Raw genomic sequence first — 17,064 nt, 5'->3', positions numbered from 1 at the left:
GATGCATAGGAATCAGAACGCAAGGGAGCGATCATGAGCGGGGACGCGCGGAAGACCGCCGAGGGACTCACCTACCTCTCCGGATTCGGCAATGAGCACAGCTCAGAGGCGGTGGCGGGCGCACTGCCCGAGGGCCGCAACGCACCCCAGCGCGCTCCCCTGGGGCTGTACGCGGAACAGCTCAGCGGTACGGCGTTCACCGAGCCCCGCGCGTACAACCGCCGCTCGTGGCTCTACCGCATCCGCCCGTCGGCCGCGCACCCCGCGTTCACGCACACGCACAATGGCTGGATCCGCTCGGCTCCCTTCACCGAGTCCGTGCCGGACCCGAACCGGCTGCGCTGGGACCCCCTGCCCGACCCCACCGAGGGCACCGACTTCCTCGCCGGCCTGTGGACCCTCGGCGGCAACGGCGACGCGACCCAGCGCACCGGTATGGCCGTGCACCTGTACCACGCGGACTGTTCGATGGACCGCGTCTTCAGCGACGCGGACGGCGAACTGCTGATCGTGCCGGAGGACGGAGGGCTGCTGCTGCACACCGAGTTCGGGCTGCTGCATGTGGAGCCGGGACACGTGGCGCTGATTCCTCGTGGGGTGCGCTTCCGTGTGGAGCTGCTGGATGCCTCGGCCCGCGGCTATGTGTGCGAGAACTACGGCGCCCCCTTCCGCCTCCCCGACCTCGGCCCCATCGGCGCCAACGGCCTCGCCAACCCCCGGGACTTCCGGGCACCGGTCGCCGCCTACGAGGACGTCGAGGGCCCGGTGGAGGTGGTGAACAAGTTCTGCGGCAACCTCTGGACGGCCACCTACGACCACTCACCGCTCGACGTCGTCGCCTGGCACGGCAACCATGTGCCGTACGTCTACGACCTGCGTCGCTTCAACGTGCTGGGGACCATCTCGTACGACCATCCCGACCCGTCGATCTTCACGGTGCTGACGTCGCCGTCGGACACCCCGGGCCTGGCCGGCGTCGACTTCGTGGTGTTCGCGCCGCGCTGGCTGGTCGGTGAGGACACCTTCCGGCCGCCGTACTTCCACCGGAACGTGATGAGCGAGTACATGGGGCTCATCGAGGGCGCCTACGACGCGAAGACCTCCGGCCCGGGAGGCTTCGTGGCGGGCGGCGGCTCGCTGCACAACATGATGTCGGCGCACGGCCCGGACCGGGAGACCTTCGACCGGGCGAGCGCCGCCGAGCTGCGTCCGCAGAAGGTCGACGACGGGCTGGCGTTCATGTTCGAGACCCGCTGGCCGATCACGCTGACTCCGCACGCGGCCCGCGCGGACCACCTTCAGCAGGGCTACGACGAGGTGTGGCAGGGCCTCGAGCGGCACTTCCGCCCCTTGCACTGAGGATTCCCTACCGGTACGGATGGGCCAGTGACCTCCTTCGCCCCGGACTCGATCGTCCTGAACCGCAAGCTGCCGCTCTGGTACCAGGTGTCGCAGTCGCTGCGCGCCTCGATACTGGGCCGCTCGCCGCAGGACCCGCTGCGGCTGCCCACCGAGGAGCAGCTGGCGGGGCACTACGGGGTGAGCGTGCTGACCATGCGGCAGGCGCTGAAGGAGCTGGAGGACGAGGGCCTGATCACGCGCCATCGCAGGCGCGGCACGTTCATCGAGCCGGACGTCCGCCGGGGCGCCCCGGTGCGGCTGCTCGGCTCGGTGGACGCGATCGTCGCCCAGCAGTCCGGCATGGCGAGTCGGCTGCTCGACCACGGCAGGGCCGCCGTGCCGACCGAACTCGCCGAGTACTTCCCGGATCTCGCCGAGGTGGCGACGTACCACCGCCTGCGCGCCGACGAGAAGACCGGCGAGCCGACCAACCACGCCCGCAACTACGTCCGCCCCGAACTCGCCGCCCTCGTCGACCCCAACGACCTGGTCCGGTGGCCGATGACCAAGGTGCTCAGGGACGTCGTCGGAGCGGACATCAGCCGCATCACGGACACGGTGGAGGCCCGGCTGGCGGACCCGGAGACGGCCCGCCTGCTCCAAGTCCCGCTGCTCAGCCCGATCCTGCACTACACGGGCGTCACCTACGACACGCAGGGGCGGGTCCTCGACGCGGCGGTCATCCACTACCGGGGTGACCGCTTCTCCTTCACGGTGACGCTGGACGCCACGTAGGGCCTGGGGCCGAGCCGGCCGGCGGCTCCGAGTCCTCGCAGGTCGGCGGAGGCGGCGCAGCGGGCGCGTCGGCGTGCCCGGCCCGCGTCCGCCGCGGCGGGGCGGACAGGCCCTGGTCCGGGTGTCGCCGCCAGGTCGTACGATGCCCAGCGTGACGCACGACGACGCTCCGCCGCTGGCGGACCTCATGCCGTGGTCCGTCGCACCGCCACGGCTCGGCCGGGGGTGGCCGACGGGCCCCGACGCGGCATCCCTCAGGGCCCGCTGGGACGCGCTGCTGAAGGCCGAGGGCCCCGACCGCGAGTCCCTGTTCGAGCCGACCCGCTCGCGGACCCTGCGGACGGCGGTCGGTCAGCTGCCGGGCCGGTCCGGCAGCACGGAGAAACTGGTCCGCGCCGCGGGCCCCTGCCCCGAGCCCGTACGCGTCCTGCGCGCCCCCTTCGACGAACAGTGGCTGATCCCCGACCACCGTCTCATCGACGCGGCCCGGCCCGAACTGTGGCGGGTGGCGGACGAGCACCAGGTCTTCGTCACGGAGTCGCCCGGGAGTCCGGGCCCGGCGCTGCTGGCGACCTCGCTGCTGCCGCTCCTGCGCCCGGGCCGTATCCGCCCGCTCTACCGTCGCCCCGGCGGCACGGAACCCAACCTGGCGCCGGGCCTGCTGGACCACCTGGCCACCCGCCTCGGCCTCTCCCTCACCCCGGCGGACCTCCTGGCCTGGACGGTCGCGGTGGCCCGCCCCGGCCTCGCCGTCCCCCTCACCGCCGACCCCGGACTCTGGGCGCACGGTGTCGGACTGGGCCACCGCCTCTTGTGGCTGCTGCGCCGCGACGGCGACCGGCCCAAGCTCCCGGGCGGCCGCCGACCGTACGTCCGCGCACCCCTGCCCGACCGCCCCCTGACCCTGCGCTACGACCGCGACGAGGAGACCCTGTACCTCGACGAGGGCCGCATCTCCCCGGTGCCGCCGGAGTCCTGGGACTTCGAGGTGGCCGGAGCGCGGGTACTGGAACAGTGGTTCACGGCCCGCACGACCGAGGCCGAGCCGGGCACCCTGGAGGCGATCCGACCGGCGACGTGGCCACAGGCGTGGACGTCGGAGTTGCTGGAGCTGATCGCGGTGCTGGCCCTGCTGGCGGAACTGGGGCCTCGGCAGGAGGAGTTGACGGTGACGTCACCGATCACCGCGACGGACCTGAGGAGGGCGGGCGTCCTGCCGGTGCCGGAGGCGGCACGCAGGCCGGCCTCGGTCCTCGACCACCACGAGGAAGGCCCGGAGGGCCAGTTCGCGCTGATCTAGCCCCTGCGCTCGAAGCCGTCCAGCACGCGTACCAGCATCCGCTCGAAGACCGCCTCCAGGTCGATCGGCCCCGAGTCCTCCGTGAACGCCGCGGCCAGCCTCGGATAGGCACCGGAGGCCACCTGGCTGCCCAGGTAGGCGATCCGCACCGCCACCTCCTGCTCCGGGGTCCACGGCAGCGACCGGGTCCGCTCGGCCGTGGACAGCTCGTTCGAGACGTACACCGTCACGCACCCGTTGAGCATCGCGAGCAGCTCCATCTTCGTGCCGTAGGGCGCGTCGAAGGGGTCCAGACAGGCCATGCAGTGCTCGAGGTACCGCAGGGCGTTGGGGCTGAAGCCGTACACCCCTGACATCAGCCGCGGCATCCAGGTGTGCCGGTGCATGAGTTCGCGCGTCTGGTGGGCCACCCGGAGCATGTCCGCCCGCCAGTCCCCGCTCGGCTCCCACAGCTCGTGCTCCCCGCCGGCGGCGTCCACCATCAACTCGTACAGGTCCTCCTTGCGGGGGACGTAGTTGTACAGCGACATCGTGCCGCAGCCCAGCTCGGCCGCGACATGCCGCATGGAGACGCCGTCGAGCCCCTGAGCGTCGGCGAGCCGCACGGCGGCGGCCGCGATGTCCGCGCGGGTGAACGCGGGCCTCGGCCCCCGGCCCGTCCGCTCGGGACGCGCCCAGATCACTTCGGGTTCGGCCGCTCGGCCCGCCATCGATCATCACCTCGGCCACCATCCTAGTTACGTACAGCGTACGTAGTGCGCTATGGTCACGGCATGACTACTACGTACGCTGTACTTAGTGAAGGTCTGGAGAAGCGGTTCGGTGCCGTCCACGCCCTGCGGGGGCTGGACCTCGCGGTCGCGACGGGCACCGTCTGCGGAATCCTCGGACCCAACGGGGCGGGCAAGACCACCGCCGTACGCCTGCTGACCACCCTGCTGCGGCCGGACGCCGGCTCGGCCCGGATCGCCGGGCACGACCTCGTCCGGGAGGCGGCGGCCGTACGGCGGAGGATCGGCGTCACCGGGCAGTACGCGTCGGTCGACGGGGACCTGACCGGGCGCCAGAACCTGCGCCTGTTCGCCCGACTGCACCGGGTACGAGGACCGGCCGAGCGGGCCGGCGAGCTCCTGGACCGCTTCGGCCTCGCCGAGGCCGCCGACCGGCCCGCGTCCACCTACTCGGGCGGGATGCGGCGCCGGCTGGACCTGGCGGCGAGCCTCATCCGCCGCCCCGAGGTGCTGTTCCTGGACGAACCGACCACCGGGCTCGACCCGGCCAGTCGGAACCTGATCCGGGAGGCCGTACGCGACCTCACCGCGGACGGCACGACCGTGCTGCTGACCACGCAGTACCTGGAGGAGGCCGACCAACTCGCCCACGACATCGCCCTGGTGGACCGGGGGCGGGTCACGCACACGGGTTCGCCGGCCCAGCTCAAGTCGCTGATAGGCACCCATGTCGAGGCCGTCGTGGCGGACACGGACGCGATGGGCAGGGCGGCGGGGGTGCTGGACCAGCTCACCGGCGGTCAGCCGTCGTTCGACCACGAGCGCAACGCCGTGGGCGCGGTCAGCCGGGACGCGACACTCACGCTGCCCCGTCTGGTGCGGGAGCTGGACGCGGCGGGCGTGCCGCTGCTGGACGTGAGTCTGCGTCCGCCGACTCTCGACGACGTGTTCCTCCGGCTCACCGAGGACGACAAGGAGCGTGTGGCATGACCGCGTTGGCGTACGACGGAACCGCGATGCTGGGCCGCCAGCTGCGGCGGATGCGGAACAATCCGGGACTGCTGATCCTGACCCAGACCATGCCGATCAGCATGCTGCTGTTCTTCGGCTACGTCTTCGGCAGCGCGCTGGCGATGCCGGGTGCGGACTACCGCGCGTTCCTGCTGCCGGGCCTGCTGGTGGCGACCGCCGCGGGCGGCGTCATGGCCGGGATGTTCCAGGCGGCCCAGGACACCCACCGGGGCGTGATGGACCGCTTCCGCACGCTGCCGATGAGCCGGGCGGCCGTGCCGCTGGGGCAGGCGGTGGCGGATCTCGTCGTCACGGCGGCCGGGACGGTGCCCCTGCTGCTGGTCGGCCTCGCGGTCGGCTGGCGGATCGAGGGGAGCGCGGCGGAGGCGGCGGGGGCGTTCGGACTGTTGCTGCTGTTCCGGTTCGCCGCCACGTGGATCGGGATCTTCCTGGGGCTGCTCACCCGCAACGAGGAGGCCGCGGGCCAGCTGGGCGGCGCGACCTTCCTGCTGCCGCTGCTGTCCAACGCGTACATCCCGGCCGACGGCCTGCCGGGCTGGCTGCGGGTGGTCGCCGAGTGGAACCCGATCAGCGCGGTGACGACAGCCCTGCGGGACCTCTTCGGGAACGCCCCGGTGCCGGAGGGAGCGGCCTGGCCGGTCGCCCACCCGGTCGCCGGGTCACTGGCCTGGTGCACGGTACTGCTGGTCGTGTTCGTACCGCTCGCCGTGCGCCGGTACGCACACGGGGAGCGCTGAGACCCGGAATCCGGGTCGGGGCCTGGGCGGGAGGGATGGGGACGCCCCCGCGCCCGGCGGGCACACCTGGACGTTGCTGCCTGCCGTGGGGATGACGGACGACGGGATCGCAGCACTACGCCGGGACGGTGTGACCGCCTGAGCGCGGGTCAGGAACGCCTGAGAGCGCGCAGGCTCAGCGTCCGCCGAACAGCGAACGGCGCAGTCGGCGCAGTGGCGCGAAGAGGGAGACCCTCCGCACGCGCGCACCCCTGGGGCTGCGCTCGTGCGCGTCACGTGCGGTCAGCTCACGCATCAGCGAGGTCGCCTCGACCGTCTCCCGCTGTGGGACGGCGGGGCCGCCCAGCACCGAGAGATGGCGGTCGAGGCGCGAACTGGTCGCGCTGCTCCCGCAGGTGATCGCAGGGACCCTCGCCCTGCTGCGCACTGTTATCTGTTCCATGTCACTCCCCACCCGTACGAGTCCACCCGGCCCGGGCAGGGTAACCCTATCGCCCCGTCGGGGCACTCGTGTATCGCGGTCACAGGATTCACCTTCCCCGTAAGGGGGTTGACGACCCCTCCCTGATCACTCTCCGAATCCAACCGATTTCAGGGCGAGTTGGACAACCGGCTGGGTTGTGGGCTGTGCTGACCCGCCGTCGGGCTCGACGGTCACAGCGAGTGACGTGGCGGAGGTGTCGAGACCGGACGCCACCAAGGGCGTGTCGGCACTGAAGAGCCCGAGGGAGCGCGGTTGCGCGTCGGGGCGCATGAGCCACAGTTGGCGCACGCTGTCGCTCGGCAGTTCGCCGTACCCGCTCAGGGTGACGACCGCCCGCCCCTCGGATGCGGAGGCGACCACTCCGATACTGCGGCCCTCGGAGTCCTGCCCTGTCGTCGCCCGGGCGTCGGGAGCCGCGAGAACGTGGGCGATCTCACGCGCCTGGGCCCGCTCGGCGTTCAGCTGGTCCTCGGTCTGGCCGGCCTGGACCGCGAACAGGGACGCGACCACGAGGGCCGCGGCGGCGGTGGCCGTGGCGAAGGGCACGAACAGCGGGATGCGCCGCCGCTCACGGACGCGCGGCGGCGGCTGCACGCCCCACACGTGCGGCGGCAGTTGCGGCGTCCGCGCGCGGGCCGTCTCCTGCTCGGCACCCTCCTGGGGAGTCGCGCGTACGGCGGCCAGGACGCGTTCGCGCATCGCGGCCGGGGGCGGGGCGGCCGTCGACCAGGCGAGCCGGACGGCGTCCTCGGCGAGGGCGCGCACTTCGGCGGCGCAGCTGCCGCACTTGTCCAGATGCCTTTCGAAACGTCGGCGCTCGTCGGGTTCGAGGGCGTCCAGGGCGTAGGGCGCGGCCAGGGAGTGGAGGTCCTCTCGGCGGAACAGACTCACGCCACACCTCCCAGGCACTCGCGCAGCCGGGTCAGCCCGTCACGCATCCGCGTCTTCACCGTGCCCAGCGGCAACGAGAGCCGCTCGGCCACTTCACGGTAGGTGTAGCCCTCGTAATAAGCGAGGGTGACCGACTGGCGCTGCAGGGCGGTGAGGCGGTCCAGGCAGCGGCGCACCCACTCGCGTTCGAGGCCGGCCTCGACCTCCTCGGTGACGTGGTCGAAGGCCGGGTGGTGGGAGCGCCGGGCCTCGCGCTGCTCTCGTTCGCCGGCCGCGCGGGCGCTGCGCACCCGGTCGACGGCCCGGCGGTGGGCGAGGGTCAGGATCCAGGACAGCGCGCTGCCCCGTCCCGGGTCGAAGCGCCCGGCGGAACGCCACAGTTCGAGCAGCACCTCCTGCGACACCTCCTCCGACTGCGCGGGATCCCGTACGACCCGTCTCACCAACCCGAACACGGGCCCGGACACCAGCCCGTACAACTCCTCGAATGCCTTCTGGTCACCGCCCGCCACGAGCACCAGAAGCTCGTCCGCCTCCACCCCGGCCACCCTTCTTCGCATGCCGCACCCGGCCTGCCCCGTCCCACGAGGTATTCGCAACGAACACACCTCCGGATGGGGTTACGGATCAGCGGACCCAAAACGCGGGTCCAGCAGGAGAAAAGAAGTTTTTCAGATTCGACCAATCCGCTCCCCACCCCGCTCCGAATCCCCGGTGTCAGGCAAGTTGGACTGAGGACGGACGGCATGACACGTAACTCCAGGAACGGTGCGGGACGCAGGCAGCTCGCGACCCTCGTATGTGGTGCGCTGGCCGCCGGGGGGCTCGCAGCCGCCGGCGTGACCGCGCTGGAACCGGGGGCGGCGGCCGCCTCCAGTCACCGGGAGGCTCCGCTGATCTCGGGGCAGCCCCAGTACGACAACACGGACGTGTACGCGTTCGTGAGCCCGGACAAGCCCGACACGACGACGGTCGTGGCGAACTGGATCCCCTTCGAGGAGCCGGCGGGCGGCCCCAACTTCTTCACGTTCGCCGAGGACGCGCAGTACGACATCCACATCGACAACGACGGTGACGCGCAGGGCGACCTGCTGTACCGCTTCACCTTCAAGACGCACGTCAAGAACAAGAAGACGTTCCTCTACAACACCGGTCCGGTCGAGAGCCTCGACGACAAGGACCTCAACATCACGCAGACGTACGACATCGAGCTGCTGCGGCTGAAGAACCGGCACCTGGTGTCGAAGATGAAGGTCGCCGACGACGTGCCGGTGGCGCCGTCGAACGTCGGCAAGGCGTCCATGCCGGACTACGCCAAGCTGCGCGACCAGGCGGTGCACGAGCTGCCCGGCGGCTCCACGACGTTCGCCGGCCAGGCCGACGACCCGTTCTTCCTGGACCTGCGCGTCTTCGACCTGCTCTACGGCGGCAACCTCACCGAGGTCGGCAACGACACGCTCAAGGGCTACAACGTCAACTCCATCGCCCTGCAGGTGCCGAACCACATGCTCACCGAGTCGGCGGAGCAGCCGATCGTCGGCATCTGGTCGACGACCCAGCGCAGGAACGCGCAGGGGTACTACAGCCAGGTCTCGCGACTCGGCAACCCGCTGGTCAACGAGGTCGTCAACCCCATCAAGGACAAGGACAAGTTCAACGCCTCCGCGCCCCATGACGACGCGCAGTTCCTCAAGAACGTGACCAACCCTGAGCTGCCGAAGCTCATCGAGGCGATCTACAAGATCGACGCCCCCGACGAGCCGCGCAACGACCTCGTCGACGTCTTCCTGAAGGGCGTGAAGGGCCTCAACCAGCCGCCGCACGTGAGTCCGTCGGAGCAGCTGCGTCTCAACACCTCGATCAAGCCCGCCTCCGACCCGAAGCGGCTCGGCGTCCTCGACGGTGACAACGCGGGCTTCCCGAACGGCCGCCGGCTGACCGACGACGTGATCGACGCCTCGCTCCAGGTCGTCGAGGGTGAACTGCTGGGTGCCAAGAACGACCTGGGCGACGCCGTCGACAAGAACGACAAGGACTTCGAGAAGGCCTTCCCGTACGTCGCTCTCCCCACGGAGGGCTCCCGCGGCCCGCTCGCCAAGGGCACGACCGACGGCGACGTCCGCAGCCAGCTCGGCGACGCCCTCCAGCCGGCCGGCACGGGCGGCACGGACGACACCACGCTGATGGCCGCCTCGGCGGGCGCCGGCGCGGCGGGCATCGTCCTGATCGGCGCAGGCGTCATGTGGTGGCGCCGGATGAGGGGCCGGGCGTACTGAGCCCGTACTGATCACCGACTGGCGCGGCCCGCTCGTATCCATCCCCCACGGCGCGGGCCGCGCCGCACGTTCCCTTCAGCAAGCCGACCGAGGAGAGGGCATGGCCCGGCCCACGAACGACAGCGCACCTGAGACCGAGAACGGCCGAGTGCCGGCGGCAGCCGAGCCGAACGCCGGAGGTACGTCGAAGGCGGCCGCGCCGAAGCCCCGACTCACGTTGGTGAAGTCCGGCCCCGCCGAGGCGCCTTCGAGGGCCGCCGACGACGCGGGGCCCGTCGGGGACTCCCTGGACGGGGCCGACGATCCCCGGGTCGCCGCCGTACGGCGGTTCTCCGAGGCCGGCCGACGTTGGCGAGCCGCTCAACTCGGCCTGTGTGCCGTGCTGTTGGCGGTCGCGTTCACCGCCGGGTCCATCGCGGTGGGGGCCGGGCAGGACGGCGGTGACGCGGTGGGGGTGTCCGCGCCCGCCGCCGTGTCGCCCGAGCTGCTGACCGGCGGTGGTCTCGACGCGAGCATCGCCGCCCTGCAGGCCCATCTGCGGTCGCAGCCCAAGGACTTCGGCAGCTGGGCCACCCTCGGTCTCGCCTATGTCGAACAGGCGCGGACCAAGGGCGACCCGTCCCGCTATCCCCAGGCCGAGCGCGCACTGAAGCGCGCCCTCGACCTGGACCCCGACAACGACCAGGCCCTCGCCGGCCGCGCCGCTCTGGCCGCGGCCCGGCACGACTTCGAGGACGCCCTGAAGTACGCGGACCAGGCCCTGGAGCAGAACCCGTACAGCGAGCGCGCGCTGTCCTCCCGTATCGACGCCTACGTCGAGCTCGGCCGCTACGACGACGCGTCGAAGGCCGCCGAGCTCGCGGACGAACGGCGGCCGGGCATCCCCGTCTTCACGCGGTACGCCTACGTCCACGAGCTGCGCGGCGACGTGCCGACCGCGCGACGGGTGCTGGAGCAGGCGCTCGCCTCCGCCAGCGCCCCCGGGGACATCGCGTACGTGGCCACCGCGCTCGGCCAACTCGCCTGGAACCAGGGCGAGTACAAGACGGCCCAGGACCACTACGCGCGGGCCCTCGCCGCCGACGACACCTATCTGCCGGCGCTGGAGGGCCGCGCCCGCAGCCAGGCCGCGAACGGCGAGCAGGCCTCCGCGATCAAGGGCATGGAGGCCGTCGTGGCCCGCTACCCGCTGCCCGGCCCGCTCGTCGCACTCGGGGAGCTGTACGAGGCCCGGGGCGCGGAGGGCGACCGGGCGAAGGCCGGCGACCAGTACGCCCTCGTCGACGCCTGGACGGCCCTCGCCCGCGCGGGCGGCGTCAACGTCGACCTCGACACCGCGCTCGCCGCCGCCGACCACGGCGACACGGCCGAGGCCCTGCGCGCGGCCCGCGCCGAGTGGGCCCGCCGCCAAACGGTGCACACCGCTGACGCCCTCGCCTGGGCCCTGCATGTCAACGGCCGCGACGAGGAGGCGCTGCCGTACGCCCGCCGGGCCACGGCCACCGGCTACCGCAGCGCCGCCTTCCTCTACCACCGCGGTGTCATCGAACACGCCACCGGCCACGGACAGGACGCCCGCCGGCACCTGAAGGCGGCACTGGACCTCAACCCCGGCTTCTCGCCCCTGGGCGCCCGCGAGGCCCGCAAGACGCTGGAGGCCGCCAAGTGAAGCTCCGCTCCCGTGGCGTCCTCGCCTCCGCCGCGGCCGTCCTCACGGCCGCCTGCGCCCTCGTGCTGGTCCCGGCGGGCACCGCCGGCGCCCACCCCCTCGGCAACTTCACCGTCAACCACTACGACGGTCTCGTCACCGCCCCCGGCGAACTGCGGGTCGACCATGTCGAGGACCTCGCCGAGATCCCGGCGAAGCAGGCCGAGCCGGACATCGAGAAACTGGGCATGACCGAGTGGGCCCGGCAGCGGTGTGCCCGGGCCGCCGACGGCAGCCGGGTCACCGTCGACGGCCGTGCCGCCGCCCTCACCGCCCGGAGCAGCCGCGCGCTGGTACGCCCCGGCCAGGCCGGCCTCGACACCCTCCGGGTGGAGTGCAGGCTGACGGCATCGCTGCCCGAGGACGACACCGTCATCCTCGGCTTCCGCAGCGCGGCCGCGGACTCCGGACCCGGCTGGCGGGAGGTCACCGCGCGCGGTGACCGTACGACGCTCACGAAGTCGGACGTACCGACGACGTCGCTCTCGCGTGAACTGACCGAATACCCGGAGGAGTTGCTCTCCTCCCCGGCCGACACCACCACCGCCGCCCTGCGCGTCCGTCCGGGTGGGGCGGCCCTGGCCGAGGAGAAGGGGGACGCGCCCGCCGCCTCCGTCCTGCCGCGCGGCGCCGACCGCTGGACCCGGGCCCTGGACTCCCTGGTCGCCCGCCAGGACCTCACCGTCGGCTTCGCCGCGCTCGCCGTCCTCATCTCCGTCGCCCTCGGCGCGATGCACGCGCTCGCCCCGGGCCACGGCAAGACCCTGATGGCCGCGGTCGCCGCCGCCCGGGGCGGCCGCGCCCGGATGAGGGACGTCCTGCCGCTCGCGGCCTCGGTGACGGTCACCCACACCCTCGGCGTGGTGGCTCTCGGCCTTCTGATCGCGGCCGGTTCCGCGGCGGCGCCCTCGGTGATCGCGTGGCTGGGCATCGCGAGCGGCCTCATGGTGACGGCGGCCGGCGCCACCCTCGTACGACGGGCCTGGCGCAACCGGACGCCCGCACACGGCCACGACCACCCGCACGACCATCCGCACGACGAGGATCACGGCCACGGCCACACCCACGACCACGGACACCCGCACCCGCACCCGCACCCGCACCCGCACCCGCACCCGCACGGCGCTCACGACACCGAGGACGCCCCCGAGCGCACGCCCGTCCTGGTCGGCGCCCACAGCCACACCGCTCCCACCCGCCACACACCTGCCTCCGCCCACCCGCACACCCACCACGACCACGACCACGAGCACGACCACGAGCACGACCACGACCACAGCCACAGCCACAGCCACCAGAGCGGCCACCCGCACCCCCACACCCTCGAACACACCCACGGCGGCTTCACCCACACCCACGCCGTCGCCCCCACCCTCCGCGGCACCATCCTTCTCGGGTTCGCCGGCGGGCTGGTGCCCAGTCCGTCCGCGGTCGTCGTCCTCGTCGGCGCGGCGGCGCTGGGGCAGGCCTGGTTCGGGCTGCTGCTCGTCGTGGCGTACGGCGTCGGTCTGGCCCTCACCCTGACCGCGGCCGGCTTCGCCGTCGTCAAGCTGGGTACCGGAGTGACCCGTGTGCTGGACAGGCGCCCGCGCTGGGCGAGCAGTCCCCTGACAGCCCTGGTACGCCGTACCGCGCCGCTGGGATCCGCGCTCGTCGTCGTGGTCCTCGGGGCCGGACTGGTGCTCAAGGGGGCGGCATCCGCACTCGGCTGAGCTACTTTTGTGGAGAAATCCGGCGGATGCGCAGAGGGGGCACCCGTGTCCGTAGAACCGGGCAGTGAACGTCTGATCGCGGGACGCTACCGTCTCCTGTCCCCGCTCGGCGAGGGCGGCATGGGAACGGTGTGGCGGGCACGCGACGAGCTGCTGAACCGCGAGGTGGCCGTCAAGGAGGTGCGTGCGCCGTCCGGACTGCCCGCGTCCGACATCGAGCGGATGTACGCGAGGCTGGAGCGCGAGGCGTGGGCGGCGGCCAGGATCTCCCACCACAGCGTGGTGACGGTGTACGACGTGGCCACCCAGGACAACCGTCCCTGGATCGTCATGGAGCTGGTCCGCGGCATCTCCCTGGCCGAGCTCCTGGAGGCCGAGGGTCCGCTCGCCCCGCAGCGTGCCGCGCACATCGGCGCGGAGGTGCTGTCCGCGCTGCGGGCCGCGCACGAGGCCGGTGTACAGCACCGGGACGTGAAACCGGCGAACGTCCTGCTGTCGAACGACGGGCGGGTGGTGCTCACCGACTTCGGCATCGCCATGGTCGAGGGCAGTTCCGCGCTGACGATGACCGGTGAGGTCATCGGCTCGCCGGAGTTCCTGGCGCCGGAGCGGGCGCTGGGCCGCACGCCCGGACCCGAGTCCGACCTGTGGTCGCTCGGCGTGCTGCTGTACGCGGCGGTCGAGGGCAGCTCCCCCTTCCGGCACGACACCCCGCTGAGCACCCTGCGCGCGATCGTCGACGAGGAGCTGCCGCCGCCGTACCGGGCCGGTCCGCTGGCACCGGTGATCGAGGGGCTGCTGCGCAAGGACCCGGCGCAGCGGCTGTCCGCCGACCGGGCCGAGCGGGACCTGCGGGTGATCGGCGCCGGGGGTACCCCCTCCGGGGGAGGCACGCACCGCACGGACGCCGTGCGGGCGGCTCCCTACCCGCCGACGGCCGCCCGCCAGCAGCCGCCACAGCACCGGCCGCCGCACGACCCGTCGACGACGCCCGCCCCGGTCCCGCCGCCTGTGTGGACGCACTCCGGGGGCACGGCGACCGCGACCCATCCCCCGGACCGCAACCGCCGCGCCGCCGTCGTACTGGTCGCGGGTGTCGCCGCCCTCGCCCTGGCGGTCGCCGGACTGACGTACACGCTGCTCAACGGCGACGACGGCGACAAGGCGGGCGGCGGGCCCAAGAGCGAGACGACAGGCCTGAGTTCGCCCTCGCTGAGCGATCCCGGCACGGAGGACACCCCGGAGCCGAGCCGCTCCTCCCCCAGCCCGAGCCCCAGCACCACGTCCGCCGCCCCACCGCCCTCGGTGAAGGTCACCCTGGCCGGCTCGCACACGGAGTACTCCGGCCCCTGCCCGCCGCCGCAGGGCGAGGCACCCGCCTTCACGGCGACGATCACCGTGGGCAGCCTGCCGTCCGAGGTCACGTATCGCTGGGTGTCCCAGGACGGCGAGATCATGGACCCGGAGTGGAAGACCCTCGAGTTCCCCGAGGGCGGCGGCCGGAGCAAGCAGGACACGGCGTTCGTGACGACGAACGACGAGAGCGGAACCTTCGAGAACGAGATCAGTGTCGAGGTCCGTGATCCGGTGGAGACGACGTCGAACTCGGTGCCGTTCTCGGTGACGTGTGTGGCGGAGACCCCGTCGGACGAGGCCTCCGCTTCCGTCTCGGCGAGCCCCTGAGGGCGGGCCGCCCGGTCCGTGCGGGTCAGGCCAGCGCGTCGAACACCGGGAGGTAGCCGCCGGACTGGCCGGCTGCCTTCGGGTGGTACGACTCGCCGGCGTTCAGCAGGTTGAGGCTGTGCAGCCAGGCGCTGCCGGAACAGAGCTCATGGCCGGTGAAGCTGGGACGGACGTCGCCGAACACGTAGCCGAAGTCCGCGGCGCGCTTGGCGATCGCGGTGTCGAGGTGGTCGGCCGCGCCGTTGATCGCCTTCCGCTTGGTCTCGGAGAGGCCGACGCAGCCGGTGTTGAGCTTGTAGAAGCGCGGGTAACCGAGCACGACCACCCGGGCGTTGGGCGCCTTGGAGCGGATCGCCGAGTAGACGCCGTCGAGCTTGCCGGGCAGTGTCGAGTCGACGTACGCCTTCGCGGTGTTGATCCGGGACAGGCAGGCGCTGTCGGACTGGAGCACACAGGTCGTCATGACGTCGGCGAAACCGGCGTCGTTGCCGCCGACACTGATCGAGACGAGGGCGGTGGCGGCGTTGAGCGGAGTGAGCTGACTCGCCAGAACATCACCCGTTCGGGCGCCCGAGCAGGCGGTGAAGGCGAACGACGAGGGTGAGTGGGAGGCGGCCCAGAGGTACGGGTACGCCTTCGTGCTGCGCTTGCAGTCACCGCTCGCGGAGATGTAGCTGCCCGCGCCGACCCCGGAGGAGTAGGAGTCGCCGAGCGCCACATAGCCGCCGGGGGCGGCGAGTTGGGATGCCTGAGCGGCGGTGGCCCCGGTGAGGGCGGCGCCGACGGCGAGGAGGAGTGAGCCGACGTAAGCGGCAAATCGGGAACGTCTCATGGAACCTCCCTTTAGCAGGATCTCTGCCATAACCGTCGTACCAACTACGCGTGTTGACGGGAAGTGTCCATGCCAAGACTTTCCGGACGCGTTCATGACACCGGGTGTTACGCGTGCATGACAAATATGTGACAGAGCCTCAACTCCCTTGAGCTACGCCCGTAGACCGCTGATTCTTTACTCAGCCATGGGGCGGAACGCGACGCTCCGTGGCCGTGCCGCGCGACCACGCGCGCACCCCCCACAGACGCGCGCCCCACCCAGGGCACGCGTCGCCTAGAGGAGGACTCCCTCGTTATGGCACAACTGCGTAGCAAGAAGATCCGGCTCGCCGCGATAACCAGCCTGGCGACCGCCGCCCTCGTGAGCGGGCTCACCACCCTCCCCGCCCAGGCCGCCCCCGCCGAGGGCAGGGTCCTGGCCGCCGGCTCCCCCACGGCCGTCAAGGACAGCTACATCGTCACGCTGAAGAAGGACGCCGGCTTCAAGGCCTCCTCCAGTGAGGGCAAGAGCCTCATCAAGGAGTACGGCGGCACGGTCCGCAAGACGTTCGGCGCCGCCCTGAACGGCTACACCGCCACCCTCTCGGCCACCGAGGCCAGGAGACTCGCCGCCGACCCGTCGGTGGCCGTCGTCGAACAGGACCAGCGCGTCCAGCTCACCGACACCACGCAGTCCAGCGCGCCCTGGGGCCTGGACCGCATCGACCAGACCTCGCTCCCGCTGTCCACCACCTACACCTACCCGGACACCGCGGGCAGCGGCGTGACGGCCTACGTCATCGACACCGGCGTACGGATCACCCACTCGCAGATCAGCGGCCGCGCCTCCTACGGCTACGACGCGGTCGACGGCGACACTACCGCCTCCGACGGCAACGGCCACGGCACCCATGTGGCCACCACGATCGCGGGCTCCACCTACGGCGTCGCCAAGAAGGCGAAGATCGTGGCGGTGCGGGTGCTCGACAACGCCGGCTCCGGCACCACCGCGGGCGTGATCGCGGGCATCAACTGGGTGACCAACAACCACTCCGGCCCCTCGGTCGCCAACATGTCGCTCGGCGGCGGCGCCTCCACCACCCTGGACACGGCGGTCGCCAACTCCATCGCGAGCGGCGTGACCTACGCCGTCGCGGCCGGCAACAGCAGCGCCAACGCCTCCTCGTACTCCCCGGCCCGCGTCGCCTCGGCGATCACGGTCGGCGCCACCACCAGCACCGACGCCAGGGCCAGCTACTCGAACTACGGCTCGGTCCTGGACATCTTCGCCCCGGGCTCCTCCATCACGGCCGGCTGGTACACCAGCGACACCGCGACGAACACCATCTCCGGTACGTCGATGGCGACCCCGCACGTCGCGGGCGCGGCCGCGGTCTACCTGGCGGGCCACACCTCGTCCACCCCGGCCCAGGTCGCCACGGCCCTGGTCAACGGTGCGACGACCGGCAAGGTCACCAGCGCGGGCACCGGTTCCCCGAACCGCCTGCTGAAGCTCGTGCCGTAAGTGGTCGAACGTCGGTTCCCCGCGCCCCGTACAGGG

Annotated in this window: 15 protein-coding genes; 10 read left to right on the top strand and 5 right to left on the bottom strand. The window is 72.0% G+C overall.

The features are described from left to right. The first annotated feature begins 33 nt into the window (after window positions 1-33). The 3 genes from hmgA (at window position 34) to AQJ84_RS36315 (ending at window position 3,436) form a co-directional block, all read left to right on the top strand. Window positions 34-1,359, top strand: a complete 1,326-nt coding sequence (gene hmgA / locus AQJ84_RS36325; protein ID WP_030045139.1) for a homogentisate 1,2-dioxygenase — start codon at window positions 34-36, stop codon at window positions 1,357-1,359. A 27-nt stretch (window positions 1,360-1,386) separates the two neighbouring features. Then, complete coding sequence (locus AQJ84_RS36320; protein WP_030045138.1) at window positions 1,387-2,136, top strand: GntR family transcriptional regulator; 750 nt, start codon at window positions 1,387-1,389, stop codon at window positions 2,134-2,136. A 142-nt stretch (window positions 2,137-2,278) separates the two neighbouring features. Next, window positions 2,279-3,436, top strand: a complete 1,158-nt coding sequence (locus tag AQJ84_RS36315) for a type ISP restriction/modification enzyme (RefSeq protein WP_030045137.1) — start codon at window positions 2,279-2,281, stop codon at window positions 3,434-3,436. Here the strand turns inward: AQJ84_RS36315 and AQJ84_RS36310 are convergent. Then, a complete protein-coding gene (locus tag AQJ84_RS36310) occupies window positions 3,433-4,146 on the bottom strand; it encodes a TetR/AcrR family transcriptional regulator (RefSeq protein WP_030045136.1) in 714 nt (237 codons plus the stop codon). The two genes, AQJ84_RS36315 and AQJ84_RS36310, sit on opposite strands and share 4 nt — an antisense overlap. A 63-nt stretch (window positions 4,147-4,209) precedes the next feature. On the opposite strand from AQJ84_RS36310, the gene AQJ84_RS36305 reads away from it, so the two are divergent. Beyond that, on the top strand, window positions 4,210-5,157 hold the full coding sequence (locus tag AQJ84_RS36305; protein ID WP_030045135.1) for a daunorubicin resistance protein DrrA family ABC transporter ATP-binding protein: 948 nt from the start codon (window positions 4,210-4,212) through the stop codon (window positions 5,155-5,157). Beyond that, window positions 5,154-5,936 (top strand): ABC transporter permease, encoded by a 783-nt coding sequence (locus AQJ84_RS36300; protein WP_030045134.1) that lies wholly within the window; start codon window positions 5,154-5,156, stop codon window positions 5,934-5,936. Before AQJ84_RS36305 ends, AQJ84_RS36300 begins: the two co-directional genes overlap by 4 nt. A 175-nt stretch (window positions 5,937-6,111) precedes the next feature. On the opposite strand, the gene AQJ84_RS36295 is transcribed toward AQJ84_RS36300, so the two are convergent. The 3 genes from AQJ84_RS36295 to AQJ84_RS36285 form a co-directional block, all read right to left on the bottom strand. After that, window positions 6,112-6,378: a hypothetical protein gene (locus tag AQJ84_RS36295; RefSeq protein WP_030045133.1), complete on the bottom strand. Its 267-nt coding sequence runs from the start codon at window positions 6,376-6,378 to the stop codon at window positions 6,112-6,114. A gap of 126 nt (window positions 6,379-6,504) precedes the next feature. After that, window positions 6,505-7,311, bottom strand: a complete 807-nt coding sequence (locus AQJ84_RS36290) for an anti-sigma factor (RefSeq protein WP_030045132.1) — start codon at window positions 7,309-7,311, stop codon at window positions 6,505-6,507. After that, window positions 7,308-7,850, bottom strand: coding sequence for a sigma-70 family RNA polymerase sigma factor (locus tag AQJ84_RS36285; RefSeq protein WP_030045131.1), 543 nt, complete (start codon window positions 7,848-7,850; stop codon window positions 7,308-7,310). Before AQJ84_RS36285 ends, AQJ84_RS36290 begins: the two co-directional genes overlap by 4 nt. Before the next feature lie 207 nt (window positions 7,851-8,057). On the opposite strand from AQJ84_RS36285, the gene AQJ84_RS36280 reads away from it, so the two are divergent. From AQJ84_RS36280 to AQJ84_RS36265, 4 genes are all read left to right on the top strand, one after another. Next, the gene (locus tag AQJ84_RS36280) at window positions 8,058-9,587 is read left to right on the top strand and encodes a DUF4331 domain-containing protein (RefSeq protein WP_030045130.1); all 1,530 of its coding nucleotides are present in this window, start codon (window positions 8,058-8,060) and stop codon (window positions 9,585-9,587) included. A gap of 100 nt (window positions 9,588-9,687) precedes the next feature. Further along, entirely contained in the window at window positions 9,688-11,256 is a 1,569-nt protein-coding gene (locus tag AQJ84_RS36275) for a tetratricopeptide repeat protein (protein WP_053190167.1), read from the top strand. Beyond that, window positions 11,253-13,007 (top strand): HoxN/HupN/NixA family nickel/cobalt transporter, encoded by a 1,755-nt coding sequence (locus tag AQJ84_RS36270; RefSeq protein ID WP_053190168.1) that lies wholly within the window; start codon window positions 11,253-11,255, stop codon window positions 13,005-13,007. Before AQJ84_RS36275 ends, AQJ84_RS36270 begins: the two co-directional genes overlap by 4 nt. 45 nt (window positions 13,008-13,052) lie before the next feature. Beyond that, window positions 13,053-14,690 carry a serine/threonine-protein kinase gene (locus tag AQJ84_RS36265; RefSeq protein ID WP_030041421.1) on the top strand — a complete coding sequence of 546 codons (1,638 nt, stop codon included), beginning with the start codon at window positions 13,053-13,055 and terminating at the stop codon, window positions 14,688-14,690. 25 nt (window positions 14,691-14,715) lie between these two features. Here AQJ84_RS36265 and AQJ84_RS36260 read toward each other — a convergent pair whose 3' ends face one another. Further along, the gene (locus tag AQJ84_RS36260; RefSeq protein ID WP_030041420.1) at window positions 14,716-15,522 is read right to left on the bottom strand and encodes an SGNH/GDSL hydrolase family protein; all 807 of its coding nucleotides are present in this window, start codon (window positions 15,520-15,522) and stop codon (window positions 14,716-14,718) included. 297 nt (window positions 15,523-15,819) lie between these two features. Here AQJ84_RS36260 and AQJ84_RS36255 point away from each other — a divergent pair, with 297 nt between their 5' ends. Beyond that, window positions 15,820-17,028 (top strand): S8 family peptidase, encoded by a 1,209-nt coding sequence (locus AQJ84_RS36255; protein WP_030041419.1) that lies wholly within the window; start codon window positions 15,820-15,822, stop codon window positions 17,026-17,028. Window positions 17,029-17,064: the final 36 nt, after the last annotated feature.

Source organism: Streptomyces resistomycificus, from assembly GCF_001514265.1.
GTDB classification, from domain to species: Bacteria; Actinomycetota; Actinomycetes; order Streptomycetales; family Streptomycetaceae; genus Streptomyces; species Streptomyces resistomycificus.
Note: the sequence above shows the minus strand (reverse complement) of the source record. Positions and strands in the feature narration are given on the sequence as shown.